At 70.1% G+C, this 23,300-nt stretch carries 21 protein-coding genes; 14 read left to right on the top strand and 7 right to left on the bottom strand.

Features of this window, described 5'->3' with window-relative positions; all coding sequences use genetic code 11:
• Positions 1 to 32 precede the first annotated feature (32 nt).
• Genes FFT10_RS14105 through arsB form a run of 5 tightly spaced genes read left to right on the top strand, consistent with a single transcriptional unit; the run spans position 33 to position 4,251 of the window.
• Positions 33 to 1,076: an ArsJ-associated glyceraldehyde-3-phosphate dehydrogenase gene (locus FFT10_RS14105; RefSeq protein WP_137733462.1), complete on the top strand. Its 1,044-nt coding sequence runs from the start codon at positions 33 to 35 to the stop codon at positions 1,074 to 1,076.
• A gap of 13 nt (positions 1,077 to 1,089) precedes the next feature.
• On the top strand, positions 1,090 to 2,340 hold the full coding sequence (gene arsJ / locus FFT10_RS14100; protein ID WP_174246105.1) for an organoarsenical effux MFS transporter ArsJ: 1,251 nt from the start codon (positions 1,090 to 1,092) through the stop codon (positions 2,338 to 2,340).
• Positions 2,341 to 2,353: 13 nt separating this feature from the next.
• A complete protein-coding gene (locus tag FFT10_RS14095) occupies positions 2,354 to 2,689 on the top strand; it encodes an ArsR/SmtB family transcription factor (protein WP_137733460.1) in 336 nt (111 codons plus the stop codon).
• A gap of 30 nt (positions 2,690 to 2,719) precedes the next feature.
• On the top strand, positions 2,720 to 3,214 hold the full coding sequence (locus FFT10_RS14090) for an arsenate reductase ArsC (RefSeq protein ID WP_137733459.1): 495 nt from the start codon (positions 2,720 to 2,722) through the stop codon (positions 3,212 to 3,214).
• Positions 3,211 to 4,251, top strand: a complete 1,041-nt coding sequence (gene arsB / locus FFT10_RS14085; RefSeq protein WP_137733458.1) for an ACR3 family arsenite efflux transporter — start codon at positions 3,211 to 3,213, stop codon at positions 4,249 to 4,251. Before FFT10_RS14090 ends, arsB begins: the two co-directional genes overlap by 4 nt.
• Before the next feature lie 24 nt (positions 4,252 to 4,275).
• Here arsB and FFT10_RS14080 read toward each other — a convergent pair whose 3' ends face one another.
• From FFT10_RS14080 to FFT10_RS14070, 3 genes are all read right to left on the bottom strand, one after another.
• A complete protein-coding gene (locus FFT10_RS14080; protein WP_137733457.1) occupies positions 4,276 to 5,292 on the bottom strand; it encodes a response regulator in 1,017 nt (338 codons plus the stop codon).
• Positions 5,282 to 8,875: a hybrid sensor histidine kinase/response regulator gene (locus tag FFT10_RS14075; RefSeq protein ID WP_373282519.1), complete on the bottom strand. Its 3,594-nt coding sequence runs from the start codon at positions 8,873 to 8,875 to the stop codon at positions 5,282 to 5,284. Before FFT10_RS14075 ends, FFT10_RS14080 begins: the two co-directional genes overlap by 11 nt.
• A 61-nt stretch (positions 8,876 to 8,936) precedes the next feature.
• Entirely contained in the window at positions 8,937 to 10,298 is a 1,362-nt protein-coding gene (locus FFT10_RS14070; protein ID WP_137733455.1) for a sensor domain-containing diguanylate cyclase, read from the bottom strand.
• Between the two features lie 212 nt (positions 10,299 to 10,510).
• Here FFT10_RS14070 and ureA point away from each other — a divergent pair, with 212 nt between their 5' ends.
• The 7 genes from ureA (at position 10,511) to FFT10_RS14040 (ending at position 16,396) form a co-directional block, all read left to right on the top strand.
• On the top strand, positions 10,511 to 10,813 hold the full coding sequence (ureA, locus tag FFT10_RS14065) for an urease subunit gamma (protein WP_137733454.1): 303 nt from the start codon (positions 10,511 to 10,513) through the stop codon (positions 10,811 to 10,813).
• A 28-nt stretch (positions 10,814 to 10,841) separates the two neighbouring features.
• Positions 10,842 to 11,006, top strand: coding sequence for a hypothetical protein (locus FFT10_RS27655; RefSeq protein WP_154694087.1), 165 nt, complete (start codon positions 10,842 to 10,844; stop codon positions 11,004 to 11,006).
• Between the two features lie 10 nt (positions 11,007 to 11,016).
• Positions 11,017 to 11,322, top strand: a complete 306-nt coding sequence (locus tag FFT10_RS14060; RefSeq protein WP_137733453.1) for an urease subunit beta — start codon at positions 11,017 to 11,019, stop codon at positions 11,320 to 11,322.
• Positions 11,322 to 13,061: an urease subunit alpha gene (ureC, locus tag FFT10_RS14055; RefSeq protein ID WP_137733452.1), complete on the top strand. Its 1,740-nt coding sequence runs from the start codon at positions 11,322 to 11,324 to the stop codon at positions 13,059 to 13,061. The genes FFT10_RS14060 and ureC overlap by 1 nt, the downstream gene beginning before the upstream one ends.
• Positions 13,062 to 13,109: 48 nt before the next feature.
• Positions 13,110 to 13,730, top strand: a complete 621-nt coding sequence (gmk, locus tag FFT10_RS14050; RefSeq protein ID WP_137733451.1) for a guanylate kinase — start codon at positions 13,110 to 13,112, stop codon at positions 13,728 to 13,730.
• 59 nt (positions 13,731 to 13,789) lie between these two features.
• Positions 13,790 to 13,993, top strand: a complete 204-nt coding sequence (gene rpoZ, locus FFT10_RS14045; RefSeq protein WP_137733450.1) for a DNA-directed RNA polymerase subunit omega — start codon at positions 13,790 to 13,792, stop codon at positions 13,991 to 13,993.
• Positions 13,994 to 14,083: 90 nt separating this feature from the next.
• A complete protein-coding gene (locus tag FFT10_RS14040; protein WP_137733449.1) occupies positions 14,084 to 16,396 on the top strand; it encodes a RelA/SpoT family protein in 2,313 nt (770 codons plus the stop codon).
• A gap of 1 nt (position 16,397) precedes the next feature.
• Here FFT10_RS14040 and greB read toward each other — a convergent pair whose 3' ends face one another.
• Both greB and FFT10_RS14030 read right to left on the bottom strand, forming a co-directional pair.
• Positions 16,398 to 16,964, bottom strand: a complete 567-nt coding sequence (gene greB / locus FFT10_RS14035; RefSeq protein WP_137733448.1) for a transcription elongation factor GreB — start codon at positions 16,962 to 16,964, stop codon at positions 16,398 to 16,400.
• Positions 16,965 to 16,976: 12 nt separating this feature from the next.
• A complete protein-coding gene (locus FFT10_RS14030; protein WP_137733447.1) occupies positions 16,977 to 18,059 on the bottom strand; it encodes an AraC family transcriptional regulator in 1,083 nt (360 codons plus the stop codon).
• A gap of 126 nt (positions 18,060 to 18,185) precedes the next feature.
• Here FFT10_RS14030 and icmF point away from each other — a divergent pair, with 126 nt between their 5' ends.
• Positions 18,186 to 21,476, top strand: a complete 3,291-nt coding sequence (gene icmF, locus FFT10_RS14025; RefSeq protein WP_137733446.1) for a fused isobutyryl-CoA mutase/GTPase IcmF — start codon at positions 18,186 to 18,188, stop codon at positions 21,474 to 21,476.
• A 93-nt stretch (positions 21,477 to 21,569) separates the two neighbouring features.
• Here icmF and FFT10_RS14020 read toward each other — a convergent pair whose 3' ends face one another.
• A complete protein-coding gene (locus FFT10_RS14020; protein WP_137733445.1) occupies positions 21,570 to 22,025 on the bottom strand; it encodes an FxDxF family PEP-CTERM protein in 456 nt (151 codons plus the stop codon).
• Positions 22,026 to 22,263: 238 nt separating this feature from the next.
• A complete protein-coding gene (locus FFT10_RS14015) occupies positions 22,264 to 22,545 on the bottom strand; it encodes a hypothetical protein (protein WP_137733444.1) in 282 nt (93 codons plus the stop codon).
• A 306-nt stretch (positions 22,546 to 22,851) separates the two neighbouring features.
• On the opposite strand from FFT10_RS14015, the gene FFT10_RS14010 reads away from it, so the two are divergent.
• Positions 22,852 to 23,265, top strand: a complete 414-nt coding sequence (locus tag FFT10_RS14010) for a nuclear transport factor 2 family protein (RefSeq protein ID WP_137733443.1) — start codon at positions 22,852 to 22,854, stop codon at positions 23,263 to 23,265.
• Positions 23,266 to 23,300: the final 35 nt, after the last annotated feature.

The following is a 23,300-nucleotide window of genomic DNA, read 5'->3' as shown; positions in this document are numbered from 1 at the left end:
TTCTGGAATCATCAAGTGATGGAGCACGCAGCATGAGAGTCGGCATCAATGGCATGGGCCGCATCGGGCGGCTGGCGCTGCGCGCGGCCCTGGGCGCCGCCGAGCGCCCGCAGGACGACCCGCGCGCCGGCCACCGGCTGGAGGTGGTGCACTGCAACGAGCTGCAGGGCGGCGCCGCCGCCACGGCCCATCTGCTGCAGTTCGACAGCGTGCAGGGCCGCTGGCGGGCGAACATCACCGCCGACGGTGAAGACGCCATCCGCATCGACGACCGCCGGCTCGGCTTCAGCAGCCACGCCACGGCCGCCGCCATCCCCTGGGGCGAGCTGGGCGTGGACCTGGTGCTGGAGTGCACCGGCAAGTTCCTGACCCCCGAGACGCTGCAGGGCCACCTGGACCGTGGCGCCAAGCGGGTGATCGTGGCCGCGCCGGTGAAGGTGGGCGGCGTGCTGAACATCGTGGTGGGCGTGAACCACCACCTGTACCAGCCGGCGCAGCACCACATCGTCACCGCGGCCAGCTGCACCACCAACTGCCTGGCGCCGGTGGTCAAGGTGGTGCACGAGGCCATCGGCATCCGCCACGGCCAGATCACCACCATCCATGACCCGACCAACACCAACCGGGTGGTGGATGCGCCGCACAAGGATCTGCGCCGCGCCCGCAGCGCGATGACCAGCCTGGCGCCCACCACCACCGGCAGCGCCACCGCCATCGCGCTGATCTACCCCGAGCTCAAGGGCAAGCTCGACGGCCATGCGGTGCGGGCGCCGGTGCTCAATGCCTCGCTGACCGATTGCGTGTTCGAGCTGCAACGCGCCACCAGCGCCGACGAGGTGAACGCATTGTTCCAGGCCGCCGCGGCCGGGCCGCTGGCCGGCATCCTGGGCTACGAGGCGCGGCCGCTGGTCAGCGCCGACTACGCCCGCGACACCCGCAGCGCGGTGGTCGACGGCCTGTCCACCCTGGTGACCGACGGCACGCTGCTGAAGGTCTACGCCTGGTACGACAACGAGATGGGCTATGCCTGCCGCATGGTCGACCTGGCATGCCACCTGGAGGCGCAGGGTCTCTGACCCGCTGCACGCGATGAACGCCGGGACCCGGAACTACGCGATCGTCACCGCCGCCTACTGGGGCTTCACCCTCAGCGACGGTGCGCTGCGCATGCTGGTGCTGCTGCACTTCTACCGGCTGGGCTACTCGCCGTTCACGCTGGCCTTCCTGTTCCTGCTGTACGAGGCCATGGGCATCGTGGCCAACCTGCTGGGCGGGTGGCTGGCCACGCGCTACGGCATCGCGCGCATGCTGGCGGTGGGCCTGGCCACGCAGATCAGCGGCTTCCTGCTGCTGTCGGCCCTGCAGCCAGGCTGGACGGTGGCGGCCTCGGTGGCCTGGGTGGTGGGCGCGCAGGGCCTCTGCGGCGTGGCCAAGGACCTGACCAAGACCGCCAGCAAATCGGCCATCAAGCTCACCGCCGGCACGGCATCGGGCCAGCTGTTCAAGTGGGTGGCTTTCTTCACCGGCAGCAAGAACGCGATGAAGGGCGTGGGCTTCTTCCTGGGCGGGCTGCTGCTGCAGACGCTGGGCTTCCAGCATTCGCTGTGGGCCATGGCCGCACTGCTGGCCGTGGTGCTGGCGGGCGTGCTGCTGTGCGTGCCGCGGCTGATGGGCAAGGCCAAGGCGTCGAAGTCGGCGAAGGAACTGTTCGCCAAGAACCCGGGCATCAATGCCCTGGCCGCCGCACGGGTGGCGCTGTTCGGCGCGCGCGACGTGTGGTTCGTCGTCGGCGTGCCGGTGTTCCTGTATGCGGCGGGCTGGACCTTCACCATGGTGGGCGCCTTCCTGGCGCTGTGGACCATCGGCTACGGCGCGGTGCAGGCTGCCGCGCCGGCCATCGTGCGCCGCAGCACCGACGGGCTGAGCACCGAGGTGCCCGCCGCACGCACCTGGTCGGCCCTGCTGGCGGCGGTGCCGCTGGTGCTGGCGGCGCTGGTGGCGCTGGATCTGCCGGCCCTGCGGCCGCACCTGGACTGGGTGGTGGTGGTCGGCCTGGGGCTGTTCGGCGTGGCGTTTGCCGTCAACTCGTCGGTGCACTCGTACCTGGTGCTGGCCTATGCCGGATCGGAGAAGGCGGCCGAAGACGTGGGCTTCTACTACGCCGCCAACGCGCTGGGCCGCTTCCTGGGCACGCTGCTGTCGGGCCTGCTGTACCAGTGGGGCGGGCTGCTGGCCGCGTTGCTGGGTTCGGCGGTGATGCTTCTGGCCTGCTGGGCCATCACGCTGATGCTGCCGCTGGTGCGCAGCACCGCCAGCACTGACACCGCCCCCGCCACCTGAACGGAGACACCCGATGGACGAACAAGCTGCCGTCACCGCCCTGGCCGCCCTGGCCCAGGGCATGCGCCTGCGGGTGTTCCGCGCCCTGGTGGGCGCCGGACCGGCCGGCATGACGCCCGGCACACTGTGCGCCACGCTGGACGTGCCCGGCTCCACGCTGTCGTTCCACCTGAAGGCGCTGGAACACGCCGGCCTGGTCACGCAGGAGCGCGACGGCCGCCACCTGATCTACCGCCCCGCCATCGTGCAGATGAACGCGCTGCTGGACTACCTGACGGCGCACTGCTGCGAAGGCGCCCCCAGCACGACCTGCGCGCTGGGCCCGGCCAGCAGCGGCGGTTGCTGCTGACTGCGCCCACTCTCGACTCTGGAGCCCACGATGTCCGACAAGATCTACCAGGTGCTGTTCATCTGCACCCACAACGCGGCCCGCTCGATCCTGGCCGAGGCGCTGCTCAACCACCTGGGCGGCGGCCGCTTTGCCGCGCATTCGGCCGGCAGCCACCCGCGCGGCAGCGTGCACCCGCTGACGTTGGCCACGCTGCAGCGGCTGCGCCTGCCCGCCGACGGCCTGCACAGCAAGGACTGGGCATCCTTCGCCCAGCCCGGCGCGCCGCGGCTGGACTTCGTCTTCACCGTCTGCGACCAGGCTGCCGGCGAGGTGTGCCCGGTGTGGCCGGGCCAGCCGGTCACTGCCCATTGGGGCGTGCCCGACCCCGCCGCCGTCACCGGCACCGACGCCCAGCAGCAGCCGGCCTTCTGGGATGCGGCGCTGGTGCTGCGCCGCCGGCTGGAGCTGATGCTGGCCCTGCCGCTGGCGTCGCTGGACCGGCTGGCGCTGCAGCAGGGGCTGCGCGACATCGGCAAGCAATGAATACCTTCGAGCGCTGGCTCACGCTGTGGGTGGCGCTGTGCATCGCCGCCGGCATCGCGCTGGGGCAGTGGTTCCCGGCGCCGTTCCAGGCGATCGGCGCGCTGGAGATCGCCCGCGTCAACCTGCCGGTGGGCGTGCTGATCTGGGTGATGGTGATCCCGATGCTGCTGAAGGTGGACTTCGGCGCGCTGGCCCAGGTGCGCCAGCATTGGCGCGGCATCGGCGTCACGCTGTTCGTCAACTGGGCGGTCAAGCCGTTCTCGATGGCGCTGCTGGGCTGGCTGTTCGTGCGCCATGTGTTCGCGCCCTGGCTGCCAGCCGACCAGGCCGACAGCTACATCGCCGGGCTGATCCTGCTGGCGGCGGCGCCCTGCACCGCGATGGTGTTCGTCTGGAGCCGGCTCACCGGCGGCCACCCGCTGTTCACGCTGAGCCAGGTGGCGCTGAACGACACCATCATGGTGTTCGCCTTCGCGCCCATCGTCGGCCTGCTGCTGGGCCTGTCGGCCATCACCGTGCCCTGGGACACGCTGCTCACCTCGGTGGGGCTGTACATCGTGCTGCCGGTGGTGGTGGCCCAGCTGTGGCGGCGCGCCCTGCTGCGGCGCGGGCCCGAGGCGCTGGCCGCCGTGCTGGCCTGGCTGGGGCCGGCCTCGATGGCCGCGCTGCTGGCCACGCTGGTGCTGCTGTTCGCCTTCCAGGGCCGGGCCATCCTGCAGCAGCCGCTGGTGATCGCGATGCTGGCGGTGCCGATCACGCTGCAGGTGGTGTTCAACGCCGCGCTGGCCTATGGCCTGAACCGCCGGCTGGGCGAGGCGCATTGCGTGGCCTGCCCGTCGGCGCTGATCGGCGCCAGCAACTTCTTCGAGCTGGCGGTGGCCGCGGCCATCAGCCTGTTCGGCTTCGAATCCGGCGCGGCCCTGGCCACGGTGGTGGGCGTGCTGATCGAGGTGCCGCTGATGCTGGTGGTGGTGCGCGTGGTCAACGCCAGCCGCGGCTGGTACGAGCGTGGCGCGCCCGCCAAGGCGCCGGGCTGATCAGCTGCGGGATCAGCCGCTTGATCAGCCGCGGGATGCGCCGAAGCCCGGCACCCGCGCCAGCACCAGGGCGGCGGCGGCGGTGCGCGTCTCCACGCCCAGCTTGGGCAGGATGTGCTCCATGTGCTTGGTCACCGTGCGCGGGCTGGCCCCCAGGATGTCGCCGACATCGCGGTTGGTCTTGCCCTTGGCCACCCAGTACAGCACCTCGGCCTCGCGCGCCGTCAGCTTGAACTGGCCCATCAGCGATTCGAGCACCGCGGCATCGTCGCTCTCGCTGGCGACGATCAGCCACTCGGCCTCGTCGGGGTCGCTGTCCTCGTCGCCCAGGCTGCGTTCGGCCAGCTCGCCGGTCATCGCATGCAGGGCCAGGGTGAGCCGCCGCCCGCCGCGGGCGCTGACCAGCGGCTGCGGCGGCTCGCCACGCGCCACGCCGGCGGCCTGGCTGCGCAGCCAGTCGATCAATGGCACCGGCGCGGCGCTGCCCTCGCTGCCGAAGTAGTCGCGCAGCAGGCTGCGGGCCAGGGCGGTCTGCCACAACAGGCGGCCATCCCCCGCCCGCACCACCAGGGTGGCATGGCCGAAGGCATCCAACGCATTGCGGGCCTGGCGCTGCAGCCGCGCGGCCTGGGTGTGCACGCCGATGCGGGCCAGCACCTCGCGCGGCTGCAGCGGCTTGGTGACGTAGTCGACCCCGCCGGCGCCGAAGGCGGCCACCACATGCTCGGTCTCGGTCAGCGCCGTCATGAAGACGATGGGGATGGCGGCGGTGGCCGGGTCGGCCTTCAGCCGGCGCGCCACCTCGAAGCCGTCCATGCCGGGCATCAACGCATCCAGCAGCACGATGGCCGGGCGCGCCTGGCGGGCGCGCTGCAGGGCGCTGGGGCCGTCGGTGGCCACCAGCACGGTGTAGCCGGCCTCGTCCAGCGCGTCGTGCAGCAGGCTCAGGTTGTCGGGCAGGTCGTCGACGATCAGCACCACCTCGCCCGCGGCATGGGCCAGCGGGGCGGGCGGCGACGGTGGCGTGGGTTCAGACGGCATCGGACGGGGGCGGCGAGACACCGGGCCGCGGTGCGGCCGCCGGTGCGGACGCATCGACCAGCGCGGATTGGATCAGATGCGCCATGGTGTCGAGCTGGAAGCCGCGTGCCAGGTTGCGCAGCCGGTCGATGTAGGCCGTGCTGGCTGGATGCTCGGCGGCCAGCGCGTCCAGCTTCTTCTGGATGCCGCGCAGGTAGCCCAGGCGCACCAGTTCGTCCAGCGCGCGCAGCGCCTCGGCCGGCGGTGGCACCAGGGCCGGCGCGCCGGCCGCCTCGGCATCGGAGGCCGGCGTGGCGGGCTCGTCCACCCACTGCAGTTCCAGGCGGCGCTGCAGCCAGCCCAGCAGTTCGGCCATGCGCACCGGCTTGACCAGGAAGTCGGCCGGCGTGATGCCGAGGTCGTTCTCCAGCCCCTTGTCGAAGGCATTGGCCGAAACGATGGCGGCCGGCGCGTCGCTCAAACCCTGGTCGCGCAGGCGGCGCAGCGTGGTCCAGCCGTCGATGCCGGGCATGGCCAGATCGAGGAAGATCGCATCCACCGGCTCGGTGGCCAGCAGGGCCAGCGCCGCCTCGCCCGATTCAGCCTGCAGCAGGCTGAAGCCCAGCGGCGCCAGCCGGTCGGCCAGCAGGCGGCGGTCGGTCTCCTCGTTGTCGACCACCAGCAGCCGGCGCCGCGGCCCGGCGTAGCCGGTGTGGCGCTGCAGGGCCGGCCGCTCACGCTGGCTGGCGCGGGCCTGCAGCTCGGGCAGGTACAACCGCACGGTGAAACAGCTGCCCTGCCCCGGCGTGCTGCGCACCGTCAGGTCGCCGCCCATCAGGCCGGTCAGCATGCGGGCAATCGTCAGGCCCAGGCCGGTGCCGGTGCTGGCATTGCCGCCGGCGGCGGTGCCGCGCACAAAGGGCTCGAAGACCTGCGCCAGCTCGGCCTCGGACATGCCGGGGCCGGTGTCCTCCACCTCGAAGCGCGCCATCTCGCGGCTGTAGTCGACGCGGAAGCTGACCTGTCCGTTGCGGGTGAACTTCACCGCATTGCCCAGCAGGTTGATCAGGATCTGGCGCAGCCGCTTCTCGTCGGCGCGCACCAGCTCGGGCAGGGTGCCGGTGCGCTGGTGCTCGAAGCGCAGGCCGCGCTCAGTGGCCTGCGGTTCGATCAGCCGCACCAGCTCGTCCATGGCGTCGGCAAAGTGCATCGGGCCCAGCTCCAGCGCCAGGCGGCCGCTCTCGATGCGGGCGATGTCCAGCGTGCCCTCGATCAGGCTCAGCAGGTGGTCGCCACCGCGGCGGATGACCTGCACCGCGCTGCGCCGGTGGCCGGGAATGGCGGGGTCGTCCTCCAGCAGCTGGGCATAGCCCAGGATGCTGTTGAGCGGCGTGCGCAGCTCATGGCTGATGGCGGTGATGTAGCGGCTCTTGGCCTGGTTGGCGGCATCGGCCTGGGCCTTGGCCTGCTGCAGCTGCAGATCGGTGCGCTGGTGGGACTCGACCTCGTCGCGCAGCGCGGCGGCCTGCTGCTCCAGCACCAGGGCCTGCGCGCGCAGCGCCCCGGCCTGCTCGTTCATGGCCTGGGTCTGGCGGCGCGCCTCGGCCTGGGCCAGGGCCCGGCCACGCTGGGCCAGCACCGCCCACCAGGCCACCATGCCGGCGATCAGCAGCAGCACGGCAAACGCCTGGCCGAAGCCGGTGCGAAGCAGCGGCGCCACCGCGGCGGCGCTGATCGCATCCAGGCTGCCCAGCGAGCGCAGGCCCAGCAGGTAGAGGCCGGCGAACAGCAGGGCCAGGCCCGGCACCACCGCGCACATCAGCAGCAGGTACGCCGACAGGCCGCCCGCCAGGTGCGGCGCCATGCGCGCCGGCAGCAGGCGCTGCAACAGGCCCAACCACTGCTCGGCCAGCCGCGCCTGCGGCTTGCACAGGTCGTCGCAGCGGGCATCCAGCGTGCAGCACAGGCTGCAGATCAAGCCGCCGTAGGCCGGGCAGGCGGCCATGTCCTCGGGCTCGTAGTCGCGCTCGCAGATGCTGCAGCGGCGCAACGCATGGCGGCCCAGGTAGCGGCCGTGGGCCACATCCTCGGCGGCTTCCAGCTGCTGTGCCGCCGCGGTGCGGCGGGCCAGGTAGTAGCGGCCGCCAGTGGCCCAAGCGATCAGCGGCGAGGCCACCATGGCCACCACCAGCGCGATCATGGCCGACCAGGCCTGCGCCATCGGCCCGAAGGCGCCCAGGTGGGCGGCGATGCTGAGCACCGAGGCGATGCCCATCGCGCCCACGCCCACCGGGTTCACGTCGTACAGGTGGGCGCGGCGGAACTCGATGCCCTTGGGGCTGAGCCCCAGCGGCTTGTTGATCACCAGATCGGCCACCACCGCCATGATCCAGGCGATGGCGATGTTGCTGTAGAGCCCCAGCACATGGCCCAGGGCCTGGAACACGTTCAGTTCCATCAGCACCAGGGCGATCAGGGTGTTGAACACCACCCACACCACCCGGCCGGGATGGCTGTGGGTCAGCCGCGAGAAGAAGTTGCTCCAGGCCAGGCTGCCGGCATAGGCGTTGGTGACGTTGATCTTGAGCTGGCTGACCACCACGAACAGGCAGGTGGCCGCCACCGCCCAGCCGTAGTGCGGGAACACGTACTCCCAGGCCGCCAGGTACATCTGGTTGGGATCGACCGCGCGCTCGGGCGGCACCATGTGGGCCAGCACCAGGTAGGCCAGCAGCACGCCGGCCAGCATCTTCAGCACGCCCATCAGCACCCAGCCGGGCCCGCCCAGCAGGGTGCCGAACCACCAGCGGCCGGCCTGGCCGGGCCGCTTCTCGGGCATGAAGCGCAGGTAGTCGGCCTGCTCGCCCATCTGCGTGATCAGCGCGATGCCCACCGTCAGCGCGGCGCCGAAGCCCATCAGGCTGAAGCCGGCATGGGAACCGTCGGCGCCGGCATAGCTGGTCAGGCCGGCCAGCTCGGGCGGGCTCTTGACCAGCACCCAGGCCAGCGGCAGCACCAGCATGGCCAGCCACAGCGGCTGCGTCCACACCTGCAGCCGGCTGATGACGGTGACGCCGTGGGTGACCAGCGGGATCACCACCAGGGAACAGATCACGTAGCCCCAGGCCGGCGGGATGTCGAAGGCCAGCTCCAGCGCATAGGCCATCACCGCCGCCTCGAGGGCGAAGAAGATGAAGGTGAAGCTGGCGTAGATCAGGCTGGTGATGGTGCTGCCCAGGTAGCCGAAGCCGGCGCCGCGGGTCAGCAGGTCCATGTCGACGCCGTGCCGTGCGGCATACACGCTGATCGGCAGACCGGCCAGGAAGATGATCAGCCCGGTGGCCAGGATGGCCCAGGCGGCGTTGACGAAGCCGTACTGCACCAGCAGCGTGGCGCCCACCGCCTCCAGGATCAGGAACGAGGCGGCACCGAAGGCGGTGTTGGCCACCCGCCAGGTGCTCCACTTGCGGAACGTGCGCGGCGTGAAGCGCAGCGCGTAGTCCTCCATCGTCTCGCGCGCCACCCAGCTGTTGTAGTCACGCCGGAAGGTCACCACCTGCTGAGGCGGTGCGGTCAGGGCGGCGGGCGGGCGGGGGTCGTTCACGGCGGCGTGGGTGCAAGAAACACACCGAGTCTGCCCCAGCCGGGGCCTGGTGCCTGGCTGCTCAGCCCGCTGCTGGTGCCAGGCACACCTGGTTGCGGCCGGCGCCCTTGGCGGCGTACAGCGCGGCATCGGCGCGGGCCAGCACCGCGTCCAGGCTGGCATCGGCAGGCAGGATCTGGCTGACGCCCACGCTCACCGTCACCACCAGCGCCAGGCCCTGGTGCTGCAGCGGCTGGGCCTGCAGGCTGGCGCGCAGCCGCTCGGCCAGGGCGGCGGCCTCGTCCGGGCCGGTGTCGGGCAGCACCAGGGTGAATTCCTCGCCGCCGCTGCGGGCCACCAGGTCGTGCTGGCGGGTAACGCGGCGCATCAGCGTGGCCGCATGCTGCAGCACCGCATCGCCAGCGGCATGGCCGTGGCGGTCATTGATCAGCTTGAACAGGTCGAGGTCGACCGCCAACACCGCACAGCGGTGGCCGGCGCCGGGCTGGCGCACCCGCTCGAACTCCAGCGCCAGGCGCTGCATCAGGCTGCGGCGGTTGGCCACGCCGGTGAGGTCGTCGGTGCTGGCCTGGCGCTTGAGCTCCTGGCTGAGCAGCACCCGCTCGGTGATGTCCTCGAAGCTGCTGTACACCTCCTGCGCCTGGCCGGCGCGCAGCACCGGCGTGGCATTGACCAGCAACCAGGTGCAGCCGCGGTTCGGCGCATGCACGCCCATCACCACCTGGTGCACCGGCTGGCCGGTGCGCAGCGCCACCATGGCGGGATGCTCGGTGCCGGGAAACGGGCTGCCGTCCTCATGGATGGCCTGCCAGCGCGGGTCGACGCTGTGGCGGCCCTGCATCTGGTCCAGCGTCAGCCCCAGGATGCGCTGCGCCGCCGGGTTGGCCGAGGTGATGCGGCCGGCGGCGTCCTGGTAGACCACGCCCTGGGCCACCGTCTCGAACAGGGTGCGGTAGCGCTCCTCGCTGTCGCGCACCACCGCCTCCAGCTGCTTGCGGTCGGAGACATCGGTGAGCAGCCCGGTCCACACCACCTCGCCGGCGCCGCCGGGCTGCGGCCTGGCGCGGGCATGCACCCACTTGAGCACGCCATCGGCGGTGCGGATGCGGTACTCCTGCTCGAAGGCCTGGCCGGCCAGCAGTGCAGCGCGGATGGTGGCGTCGTGCTGCGGGCGGTCCTCCGGCAGGATCACCCGGCCCAGGGCCCGGATGTCGGCGCAGACCTGTGCCGGCGTCAGCCCGAACAGCGGCTCGATGCCCGGGCTGACATAGGTGAAGCGCCACTGCCCGCCCGCCCAGCGCGACAGCCGGAACATCGCCCCCGGAATCGATGCGGCCAGGTCCAGCATCAGGGCCGCGCTGTCACCCAGGGTGTCCTCGGGCAGCGAGGGGCGGGGAGCGGGCGCGTTCTGCTCGTGCTGCATGGTGGCACTGGCGCCTGACCTCGGCGCGTCTGCTCCTGTGGGTGGACCCGGTGTGCGTCACCGCACACGCCCGGCAACGCCGGGATTCTGAGGCCGGACCTGCATTTTGTGCAGTTTTGCTGACAGGCTTGCCTGCCGGTGCGCGGTGACACCCCGATGGCGACCTGCGTCGCACTGGTTACGATGGCACTGAATGTGCTGAGGCCGACACCATGGATCTGACCCCGCGTGAAAAAGACAAGCTGCTGATCTTCACCGCCGCGCTGCTGGCCGAGCGGCGCAAGGCCCGGGGCCTGAAGCTCAACGTGCCCGAGGCGGTGGCCCTGATCACCGCCGCCATCATGGAAGGCGCCCGCGACGGCAAGACCGTGGCCGCGTTGATGAGCGACGGCAAGACGGTGCTGACCCGCGACGACGTGATGGACGGCGTGGCCGACATGGTCCGGGAAATCCAGGTCGAGGCCACGTTTCCGGATGGCACCAAACTGGTGACAGTGCACCAACCCATTGCATAACGCAGCCAAAACGCTGCTGGAGCGCACCATGAAGAAGCAAATCTTGGCCCTGCTGGCCATGGCAGGCGCCGGTCTGGCGCAGGCGCATGAGGGCCACGGCCTGCCGGGCGCCTCGCACTGGCATGCCACCGACGCCGCCTGGCTGCTGGCCGCGGTGGCCGTCGCCGGCCTGTGGCTGGCCCGGCGCAAGTGAGGCGCAGCGCATGATCCCCGGCGAACTGCTGACCGACGACGGCGACCACATCCTGAACCCTGGCCGCCGCACCCACACCCTGGTGGTGCAGAACACCGGCGACCGGCCGATCCAGGTGGGCTCGCACTACCACTTCGCCGAGACCAACGGCGCCCTCAGCTTCGACCGCGCCGCCGCCCGCGGCATGCGGCTGAACATCGCCAGCGGCACGGCGGTGCGCTTCGAGCCGGGCCAGCAACGCACGGTCGAGCTGGTCGACTACGCGGGCGCCCGGCAGGTGTTCGGCTTCCGCGGCCAGATCCAGGGAGCCTTGTGATGGCCACGATCGGCAGGCGTGCCTACGCCGAGATGTACGGCCCCACCGTGGGCGACCGGCTGCGCCTGGCCGACACCGCGCTGGTGGTGCAGGTCGAGGACGACTTCACCCTGCGCGCCGGCGGCTACGGCGAAGAGGTGAAGTTCGGCGGCGGCAAGACCATCCGCGACGGCATGGGCCAGGGCCAGGCGCCCAACGGCCCCGGTGCGCACGAGGCCGCCGACCTGGTGATCACCAACGCGCTGATCATCGACCACTGGGGCATCGTCAAGGCCGACATCGGCATCAAGCGCCACCGCATCGCCGCCATCGGCAAGGCCGGCAACCCCGATGTGCAGCCGGGCGTGGACATCGTCATCGGCCCGGGCACCGAGATCCTGGCCGGCGAGGGGATGATCGTCACCGCCGGCGGCATCGACAGCCACATCCATTTCATCTGCCCGCAGCAGATCGACGAGGCGCTGTACTCGGGCGTGACCACCATGCTCGGCGGCGGCACCGGCCCGGCCACCGGCACGCTGGCCACCACCAGCACGCCCGGGCCCGAGCACATGCGGCTGATGCTGCAGGCGGCCGAGGCCTTCCCGATGAACCTGGGCTTCCTGGGCAAGGGCAACGCCAGCAGGCCCGAGGCCCTGAACCAGCAGGCCGAGGCCGGCGCCATCGGCCTCAAGCTGCACGAGGACTGGGGCACCACGCCGAGTGCCATCGACCAGTGCCTGAACGTGGCCGAAGCGCACGACATCCAGGTCTCGATCCACAGCGACACCCTCAACGAGAGCGGCTTCGTCGAGGACACCATCGCCGCCACCAAGGGCCGCAGCCTCTGCGCCTTCCACACCGAAGGTGCCGGCGGCGGCCACGCGCCCGACATCCTGCGGGTGGTGGGCGAGGCCAACTTCCTGCCCAGCAGCACCAATCCGACCATGCCCTACACCGCCAACACGGTGGACGAGCACCTGGACATGCTGATGGTCTGCCACCACCTCGATGCGTCGATCGCCGAGGACCTGGCCTTCGCCGAGAGCCGCATCCGCCGCGAGACCATTGCCGCCGAGGACGTGCTGCACGACATGGGCGCGATCAGCATGATGAGCAGCGACAGCCAGGCCATGGGCCGGGTGGGCGAAGTCATCATCCGCACCTGGCAGACGGCGCACAAGATGAAGCAGCAGCGCGGCACGCTGGCGGGCCCAGATGGCCAGTCCAGCGAGCGCCACGACAACTTCCGCGTCAAGCGCTACGTCGCCAAATACACCATCAACCCGGCGCTGGCCAACGGCATCGCCCACGAGGTGGGCAGCGTGGAAGTGGGCAAGTGGGCCGACCTGGTGCTGTGGAAGCCGGCCTTCTTCGGCGTCAAGCCCAGCGTGGTGTTGAAGGGTGGCTTCATCGCCGCCGCCGCCATGGGCGACCCGAATGCCAGCATCCCGACACCGCAGCCGGTGCACTACCGGCCGATGTTCGGCAGCTTCGGCAAGGCCGTCGGCCCCACGTCGATCAGCTTCGTCAGCCAGGCCAGCCTGGCCAGCGGCGTGGCCGAGAGCTACGGCCTGGCCAAGCGGCTGGTGGCGGTGAAGGGCAACCGCACCGTCACCAAGCGCGACATGGTGCACAACGCCTACCTGCCGCAGATGCAGATCGACGCCCAGACCTACCAGGTGCGCGCCGACGGCGTGCTGCTGACCTGCGAGCCGGCCACGGTGCTGCCGATGGCGCAGAAGTACTTCCTGTTCTGACGCTTCAGCGCCGCCCGGGGTGCCGCCGGTCTGGGTGAAAATCCCGCGATGGAAACCCCCGGCAACCTCTTCGTGGTGGCGGCGCCCAGCGGCGCCGGCAAGTCCAGCCTGGTCAAGGCGCTGCTGGAGCTCGACTCCCATCTGGCCGTGTCGGTCTCGCACACCACCCGCGCGCCGCGCGGCCAGGAACAGCACGGCCGCGAGTACTGGTTCGTCGGCACCGATGAATTCCGCCAGATGGCGGCGCAGGGCGATTTCTTCGAATGGGCCGAGGTGCACGGCAACCTGTACGGCACCTCGCGCCGTGCCATCGAAGACCGCCTGGCCCGCGGCGAGGACGTGGTGCTGGAGATCGACTGGCAGGGCGCGCTGCAGATCAAGCAGATCTTCGGCCACGCCATCCTGATCTTCATCCTGCCGCCCAGCTGGGCCGAGCTGGAGCAGCGGCTGAAGCGCCGCGGCGAAGATGGCGCCGACGTGATCGCCCGCCGCATGGAGAACGCCCGGCTGGAGGTGGCGCAGGCGCGCCATTTCGATTTTGTTATCATCAACGGTTTATTCGAGACGGCGCTGTTCGATCTGAAGACCGTCGTGCACTCGCAGCGCTTGCGCTACGCCGCACAGCAACGCAACAAATCCCAGGTGTTCTCGGCGCTCAACTTGATCTGACCCTGATCTGACGCCGGATCTCCCTGCCAGCATCACCGAACTGAACCGAAGGCAAGCCCATGGCCCGCATCACTGTCGAAGACTGCCTCACCAAGATCCCGAACCGCTTCCAGCTGGTGCTGGCCGCCACCTACCGCGCCCGCATGCTGAGCCAGGGCCACGCCCCGAAGATCGAGAGCAAGAACAAGCCCGGCGTGACCGCCCTGCGCGAGATCGCCGCCGGTGAAGTCGGCATCGAGATGCTGCGCCGCGTGCCGCTGTAAACAGCCGCCGCACCGCTGCCAAGGGCGCCTCCGGGCGCCCTTTCTCATTGCCGATCGGCCGCCTGGGCAAAGCAGGCTAAATTCGGGTGCATGGGCATCCGATCCTTCGCCGCCGAACTGCTGTTGCCTGCCGTGCTGCAGGCCAAGCACCGCGGCACCACGCCCGCGTCGGGCACCCAGGACGAGGTCGCCACCTTCGCCGCGCTGCAGGACAAGCTGGGCTACCTGAGCAAGGCCGAGGTCAAGCAGATCCGCGAGGCCTACAAGTTCGCCGACGGCGCGCACCTGGGCCAGTTCCGCGCCAGCGGCGAACCCTACATCACCCACCCGCTGGCGGTGGCCGGCCTGGTGGCCGACTGGCGGCTCGATGCCCAGGCGCTGATGGCCGCGCTGATGCACGACGCGATGGAAGATTGCGGCATCACCAAGGTGGAGCTGATCGAGAAGTTCGGCGCGCCCACCGCGGAGCTGGTGGACGGCCTCACCAAGCTGGACAAGCTGCAGTTCAGCACCCGCGAGGAAGGCCAGGCCGAGAGCTTCCGCAAGATGCTGCTGGCGATGGCGCGCGACGTGCGCGTCATTCTGGTGAAGCTGGCCGACCGGCTGCACAACATGCGCACGATGACGGCGATGCCTGCAGCCAAGCGCGGCCGCATCGCCCGCGAGACGCTGGACATCTACGCGCCCATCGCCCACCGGCTGGGCCTGAACATGATCTACCGCGAGCTGCAGGAGCTGAGCTTCGAGCACCTCTACCCCTGGCGCCATGCGGCCCTGGCCAAGGCGGTGCAACGCGCCCGCGGCTACCGGCGCGACATCGTCGAGCGGGTGCGGCTGGAGGTGGAGAAGGGCTTTGCCGCCGGCAAGATCAAGGTGCAGGTCTCGGGCCGCGAGAAGACGGTCTACAGCATCTACCGCAAGATGCGCGAGAAGCACGCCGGCTTCGCCCAGGTGAACGACATCTTCGGCTTCCGCATCGTGGTGCCGGCGCTGATGGACTGCTACCTGGCGCTGGGCACGCTGCACCAGCTGTACAAGCCGGTGCCGGGCCGCTTCAAGGACTACATCGCCATCCCCAAGGCCAACGGCTACCAGAGCCTGCACACCACCCTGGTCAGCCCGCTGGGCACGGCGGTGGAGTTCCAGATCCGCACCGAGCCGATGCACGCCGTGGCCGAGACCGGCATCGCCGCCCACTGGATCTACAAGCATGATCCCAAGGCCGGCGGCAAGAACGGCAGCGGTGCCGGTGAGGCCCAGCGCCTGGGCGCGATGTGGCTCAAGAGCCTGCTCGACATCCAGGACGAGACCCGCGACGCGGCCGAATTCCTGGAGCACGTGAAGATCGACCTGGTGCCCGAGGCGGTGTACGTGTTCACGCCGATGAGCAAGATCCTGGCGCTGCCGCGTGGGGCCACGCCGGTCGACTTCGCCTACGCCATCCACTCCGACGTGGGCGACCACTGCGTGGCCGCCAAGCTCAATGGCGAGCCGGTGGCGCTGCGCACCGAGCTCAAGAGCGGCGACGTGGTCGAGATCGTCACCGCGCCGGGCGCACGGCCCAACCCGAGCTGGCTGAACTTCGTGCGCACCGGCCGGGCGCGCAGCAAGATCCGCCATTTCCTCAAGACCATGGAGCATGAGGAGTCCAGCGAGCTGGGCGCCAAGCTGCTGGCCCAGGCGCTGCGGGCCGAGGGGCTGCTGATGCCATCGGCCGAGCTGGACGATGCACCCGCCCAGGCGCTGTGGCAACAGCTGATCCGCTGGAGCGGCAACCGCAGCCGGGCCGACCTGCTGGTCGACATCGGCCTGGGCCGCAAGATCGCCACCATCGTGGCCAAGCGCCTGGCCCAGCTGATGGCCGAACGCGGCGCGCGGCCGGATGCGGTGACGCTGACACTCAACCGCTTCGGCAGCACCGTCGACGGCAACGACGACGCTGCCGCCCCGCCGCCGGGCGTGGTGATCGATGGCACCGAGGGTGCGTCGGTGGTGCTGGCCACCTGTTGCCGGCCGATTCCGGGCGACGAGATCCGCGGCTACCTGGGCCGCGGCGAGGGCCTGCTGGTGCACACCGCCGACTGCAGCACCGGCAAGCGCCTGGCCGAGCGCGACCCCGAGCGCTGGATCGCGGTGGAATGGGCCGAGCAGCCCAGCCGCCATTTCGAGACCAGCGTGAAGCTGCTGGTGAAGAACGGCAAGGGCGCGCTGGCCCAGATCGCCCAGGCCATCAGCGCGGCCGAGGCCGACATCAGCCACATCGAGATGGACAACGACCAGCAGGACGACGCCACCGAGCTGACCCTGCTGCTGGCGGTGCGCGACCGCCAGCACCTGGCCGACGTGCTGCGCACCGTCAAGCGCAGCCCGCCGGTGCTGCGGGCGGCGCGCGTCAAGCCCTGAGTCAGCCGCCGGGCGCCGGGTAGTTGACCGCGATCACTTCCAGCACCTCCACGCCACCCGGCGTCTGCAGCTTCACCTCGTCGCCTTCGCGGGCCTTCAGCAACGCCCGGGCGATCGGCGCGATCCAGCTCACCTCGCCGGCCAGGTTGTCGGCCTCGTCGATGCCCTTGATGGTGATGGTGCGTTCCTCACCCCGGCTGTTGGCATAGGTGACGGTGGCGCCGAAATAGATCTGGTCGTTGCCGTGGTGCAGGCTGGGGTCGGCCACCTCGGCGATGTCCAGCCGCTTGGTCAGGAAGCGGATGCGGCGGTCGATCTCGCGCAGCCGCTTCTTGCCGTAGAGGTAGTCGCCGTTCTCGCTGCGGTCCCCGTTCTTCGCGGCCCAGGAGACGGTCTCCACCATCTTCGGCCGTTCCTCGTCGATCAGCGCCACCAGCTCGCCGCGCAGGCGCTGGTAGCCGGCCGGCGTGATGTAGTTCTTGCCGCCGGGCGGCAGCGGCGGCAGGCCGGGGCCGCCGTCGTCATCGTCGGCGTCGCCCTCGGGCTCTTTCGTGAAGGCCTTGTTCATGGTGGACGCAGTCTATCCAGCCGGCAACGTGGCCTGCTGCGCGCTGCGCCAGGCGCCCGGTGCGCTGCCGGTCCACTTGCGGAAGGCGCGGTAGAAGGTGCTGGCATCCTCGAAGCCCAGGCGGGTGGCGATGTCGGCCACGCTCAGCCGCCGCTCGGCCAGCAGCTGCAGCGCCAGGTCACGCCGCACCTCGTCCTTCAGCGGACCCCAGGCGGCGCCCTCGGCATCCAGCCGGCGGCGCAGCGTGGCGGTGGACAGGCCCAGCGCCCGGCCCAGCTCGGCCAGCGTGGGCGCGGCCTGGCCCTGGTCCAGCGCGCTGCGGCACAGGCGGCGGGCGCGGTCGCCCAGGCCGGTGGGCACCACCTGCTTGAGGAACACCGACTGCGGCGCGTCACGCAGAAACGCCTTCAGGCTGGCCGGGGTGACGGTGGCCGCCGCCGCCAGCACCCGGGCGTCGAACACCGCCACCGTGGCCGTGGCGTCGAAGCGCTGCAGCGGGCCGAACATGCGCCGGTACTCGTCGGCATGGGCCGGCGGCGGATGGGCCCAGTCCACCCGGGCCAGCGGCACCCGGCGCCCGGCCAGCCAGCACAGCAGGCCGTGCAGCATCACCAGCAGGGTCTCGTCGGCGAAGCGGCGGGCATCGGCCGCATCGCCCGCGGTTGCGTGGAAGTGGGTGTGAACGTGGGTGCGGATGCGGTTGTCGATCTGCAGCAGCGCCTGGCCACCGGCCACCCGCAGGCTGACCGTCAGATCGTCGAAGAACAGGCCGAATCCGCGCAGCGCCTGCCGCAGCGCGGCGCCCACCGTCGGCTGGCCCGCCACCGCATGGCACAACATGGCAAAACTGCCCACCTTCATGCGCCGGGCATCGAGGCCGAAGAACTCGTCGTCCAGCGCCAGGGCCACCGCCATCCACAGCCGTGCAAAGGCCTGGGCCGGCACCCGGGCACCCGGCTGGGCCAGCAGCGCGGGGGCGATGCCGGCCTCGTCCAGCACGGTGGCGCGGGCGGCCGCATCCAGCGCACGGACGGCGCTGCGCACGAAGGCGATGGAGACGCTGCGCGGACGGTCGGTGCCGGGTGGGCTGGGCATCGGCGCATTCTGGCAAATCCGCTCAGGGCACCGCGCGTTTGCGCCATCACGCACCGGCGGCCGGCGGCCTAGACTCAGCGCCTGCCGGCGCCATGCACGGCGCCGCCCGATCCAGGAGACAACCCGATGACCGATCTGTCCGCCGAGTTCCAGGCCCTGGCCAACTACCGGCCCACGCACAAGGTGCGCTTTGTCACCGCCGCCAGCCTGTTCGATGGCCACGATGCCGCGATCAACATCATGCGGCGCATCCTGCAGGGCATGGGCGCCGAGGTCATCCACCTGGGCCACAACCGCTCGGTCGACGAGGTGGTGACCGCCGCGCTGCAGGAGGACGTGCAGGGCATCGCCGTCAGCAGCTACCAGGGCGGCCACAACGAGTACTTCACCTACATGGTCGAGCTGCTGAAGCAGCGCGGCGGTGAGCACATCCAGGTCTTCGGCGGCGGCGGCGGCGTGATCGTGCCCGAAGAGATCGCCATGCTGGCCGGCCACGGCGTGCGCATCTTCAGCCCCGAGGACGGCCAGCGCATGGGCCTGCAGGGCATGATCGGCGAGATGGTGATGCGGGCCGACCGCGACCTGACGGCCCATGCGCCCACCGCGTTGTCGGCCATCCAGGGCCACACCGAGGCCGCCTGGCGTTGCCTGGCCCAGCTGATCACCGCGCTGGAGAACGGCAAGGCCGACGCCGCCCTGGTGACCGATCTGCATGCAGCGGCCAGGCAGGCCAAGGCGCCCGTGCTGGGCATCACCGGCACCGGCGGCGCCGGCAAGAGCAGCCTGACCGACGAGCTGATCCGCCGCATCCGCCTGGACCAAGGCGACGCGCTGCGCATCGCGGTGATCTCGATCGACCCGTCACGCCGCAAGAGCGGTGGCGCCCTGCTGGGCGACCGCATCCGCATGAACGCCATCGGCCCCTGGAGCCAGGGCCACCGCGTCTACGTGCGCTCGCTCGCCACCCGCGACACCGGCAGCGAGATCAGCGCCGCCCTGCCCGACGTGCTGGCCGCGGCCAAGGTGGCCGGCTTCGACCTGGTGATCGTCGAGACCTCGGGCATCGGCCAGGGTGACGCGGCCATCGTGCCGCTGGTCGACGTGCCGATGTACGTGATGACGCCCGAATTCGGCGCCGCCAGCCAGCTGGAGAAGATCGACATGCTCGACTTCGCCGAGTTCGTGGCGATCAACAAGTTCGACCGCAAGGGCGCTGCCGATGCGCTGCGCGATGTGGCCAAGCAGGTGCAGCGCAACCGTGAAGCCTTCAACGTGATGCCCGATGCCATGCCGGTGTTCGGCACCATGGCCAGCCGCTTCAACGACGACGGCGTGACCGCGCTGTACCAGGCGCTGAAGACCCGCCTGGGCGCACTGGGCCTGCCGCTCACCGAAGGCCGCCTGCCGCTGGTCCACACCCGGCACAGCACCCACCAGACGCCGGTGGTGCCGGCCTCGCGCACCCGGTATCTCGCCGAGATCACCGACACCGTGCGCGGCTACAAGGCCAGGGCGCGCGCGCAGGCCACGCTGGCGCGTGAACTGCAGCAGCTGCGTGCCACCGCCGCCATGCTGCAGGCCGACGACGCCGCCAAGGACGGCGCGAAGAACACCGTGCTGCGCCTGGCCGACCAGCGCGCCACCCGGCAGGACCCGGCCGCCGCCCGGCTGCTGGCGCAGTGGCCCGAGATGCAGAAGGCCTATGCCGGCGACGAGTACGTGGTGAAGATCCGCGACAAGGAGATCCGCACCAGCCTGGTCCACACCACGCTGTCCGGCAGCAAGATCCGCAAGGTGGCCTTGCCTGGCTATGAGTGCCATGGCGAGCTGCTGAAGTGGCTGATGCTGGACAACGTGCCCGGCAGCTTCCCGTACACCGCCGGCACCTTCGCCTTCAAGCGCGAGGGCGAGGACCCGACCCGCATGTTCGCCGGCGAGGGCGACGCCTTCCGCACCAACCGGCGCTTCAAGCTGGTGAGCGAAGGCATGCCGGCCAAGCGACTGAGCACCGCCTTCGACTCCGTCACCCTCTACGGCAACGACCCCGACCGCCGGCCCGACATCTACGGCAAGGTGGGCAACTCGGGCGTCAGCATCGCCACGCTGGACGACATGAAGGTGCTGTACTCGGGCTTCGACCTGTGCAACCCCAGCACCAGCGTCAGCATGACGATCAACGGCCCGGCGCCCAGCATCCTGGCGATGTTCATGAACACCGCGATCGACCAGCAGATCGCCAAGTTCACCGAGCAGAACGGCCGCGCGCCCACCGACACCGAGATCGCCAAGATCCGCGAATGGGCCCAGGCCAATGTGCGCGGCACGGTGCAGGCCGACATCCTGAAGGAAGACCAGGGCCAGAACACCTGCATCTTCAGCACCGAGTTCTCACTCAAGGTGATGGGCGACATCGCCGAGTACTTCGTGCACCACAACGTGCGCAACTTCTACTCGGTCTCGATCTCGGGCTACCACATCGCCGAAGCCGGCGCGAATCCGATCAGCCAGCTGGCCTTCACGCTGAGCAACGGCTTCACCTTCGTGGAGGCGTACCTGGCGCGCGGCATGCACATCGACGACTTCGCGCCCAACCTGAGCTTCTTCTTCAGCAACGGCATGGACCCGGAGTACACCGTGCTGGGCCGGGTGGCGCGGCGCATCTGGGCGGTGGCCATGCGTGACAAGTACGGCGCCAACGAGCGCAGCCAGAAGCTGAAGTACCACATCCAGACTTCGGGCCGCAGCCTGCACGCGCAGGAGATCCAGTTCAACGACATCCGCACCACGCTGCAGGCGCTGATCGCGATCTACGACAACTGCAACAGCCTGCACACCAACGCGTTCGACGAGGCGATCACCACGCCGACGGAAGACAGCGTGCGCCGCGCCATGGCCATCCAGCTGATCATCAACCGCGAGTGGGGCCTGGCCAAGAACGAGAACCCGAACCAGGGCGCGTTCATCATCGACGAGCTGACCGAGCTGGTGGAAGAAGCGGTGCTGGCCGAGTTCGAGAAGATCGCCGACCGCGGCGGCGTGCTGGGCGCGATGGAGACCGGCTACCAGCGCGGCAAGATCCAGGAGGAGAGCATGCACTACGAGATGCTCAAGCACACCGGCGAGTACCCGATCATCGGCGTCAACACCTTCCGCAACCCGCACGAAGACCCGAACCCGAAGCAGATCGAGCTGGCGCGCAGCACCACGGACGAGAAGGAATCGCAGCTGGCGCGGCTGGCCGACTTCCACACCCGCCATGCCGCCGAGGCGCCGGCCATGCTCAAGCGCCTGCAACAGGCGGTGATCGACAACCACAACGTGTTCGACGTGCTGATGGACGCCGTGCGCTGCTGCAGCCTGGGCCAGATCACCAACGCGCTGTTCGAGGTGGGCGGACAGTACCGGCGCAGCATGTGAGCGCTGCGGCGGCGCCGGTTGCCGCCGCACCATGAAAAAAGGCGGCCGAGGCCGCCTTTTGTTCTTGCCAGCCGGGCCAGGCCCGGCGGTCGATCAGCCTTGACGGCGGCGGGCCAGGAAGCCCACGGCCACCAGACCGGCCAGCATCATGGCGTAGGTCTCGGGTTCCGGCACCGGGGTGGCCGCGATGTTGCCGCCGTAGGACCCCTTGCCGGTGGAGAACGCCGCGAACTTCAGCGTGTACATCCCGGCGGTCAGGCCGGCGAAGGAAAAGCCGTCCGTCACATCGCCGTCAGCGCCGAGGACCGTCGCACCCTGGGCCAGCTCGACACCCAGGCCGAGCACCCGGGGCGACTTGAAGGCACCGCCCCAGACATCGCTCAGCGTCGTGAGCGAGAAGCTGAACGTGTCGAACGTGATGCCCGCTTGCGACACCACCGAGCTGAAGCTCTCACCGTCTTCGGTCAGCACGCCCAGCGATCCACCTGCGTTTGCAACCAGGCCCGACAGGGCCAGTACCGCACCAACAGCCGCTTGCTTGAATTTCATGACCACTCCTGAGTTCGAAAAAGAAAACCAACTGAACCGGATTGTGCCCCCCGAAACTCGGGCCAGAAGCCTGTGATCCGGGGGGTTTGTGCCCGACAACGTCAGCAAATGTTGCCAACCCAAGCTGCCCATGTCCGCAAGCAGCAACGACCCGGGGTTGCGACAAAAATTCCCGACTTGCAGAGGAAAAGCAAAACTCGCGCCAGGCAAGTCCACCACGACGGCCCGCACCATGCCGTCAGTCGGGTCGCCGCAGGCGGCTGGCCATCAGGCCGACGGCGCCCAGCCCGGCCAGCAGCAAGGCCAGCGCGGTCGTGCTGCCCTCGGCTTCGGCCGCATCGGCAGCGTCCGGCGCGCGCGCGCTGGGGGACTGCACAGGCGCCGCCACCTCGGGGGGGCTGCGCTGCGCCACCACGGGCAGCGGGCGGCCGTCGGCCGCGGCCATCTCCTGGCTGGCAGGGGCAGCCAAGGCGGTCAACAGCAGCACGGCCACAGTGGCCATCGGGCGGAAACGCAGCACCGCAGTCCTTTCGGGTCGGTCCTACACAGTGAAGTGAATGGCAGAAACCATGCCTGATTTGACACCGATCCGGGCAAACACCCCCCTCAAACCAATGGCCCGCGGTTGCAACTTCGTGTAAGCAACGTGCGTGTCCACGGGCCCGCTGCATGGCCAGGCGCCTTGGCATGGGGCAGGTTGAGGGCGGTCCCCGGCCACGCTGCGCCACCGCGGTGCATGCCGCAGTGCGGGGCAGGTTGGTGCGGCGGCGAGAATCCACGCAGGCGGCCCCGGGGCCCGGGCCGCCGCCCACTGCTGGAGACACCGATGTCCACCTCCCCCGTGATCGACGCCTGGCACCGGCTGGTGCAGACCCGCGACATGACCGCGCTGCGCACCCTGCTCGCCGACGACGTGGTCTTCCACTCACCCGTGGTGCACACCCCGCAGCGCGGCAAGGCCATCACCACGCAGTACCTCACCGGCGCGATGCAGGTGCTGAACAACGCCAGCTTCCGCTATGAGCGCGAGATCATCGGCAGCCACGATGCGGTGCTGGAGTTCGCCACCGAGATTGACGGCATCCAGATCAACGGCATCGACCTGATCCGCTGGAACGATGCCGGCCAGATCACCGACTTCAAGGTGATGGTGCGGCCGCTGAAGGCCGTCCACATGCTGCACCAGCAGATGGGCGCGATGCTCGAGCGGCTGAAGCAGGGCCAGGCCCAGCAACAATAGCTGCCGGCAGCATCGGCTAAGCTCGCCGGCCCTGT

Source organism: Pseudaquabacterium pictum (assembly GCF_005403045.1).
GTDB lineage: Bacteria > Pseudomonadota > Gammaproteobacteria > Burkholderiales > Burkholderiaceae_C > Pseudaquabacterium > Pseudaquabacterium pictum.
Note: the sequence above shows the minus strand (reverse complement) of the source record. Positions and strands in the feature narration are given on the sequence as shown.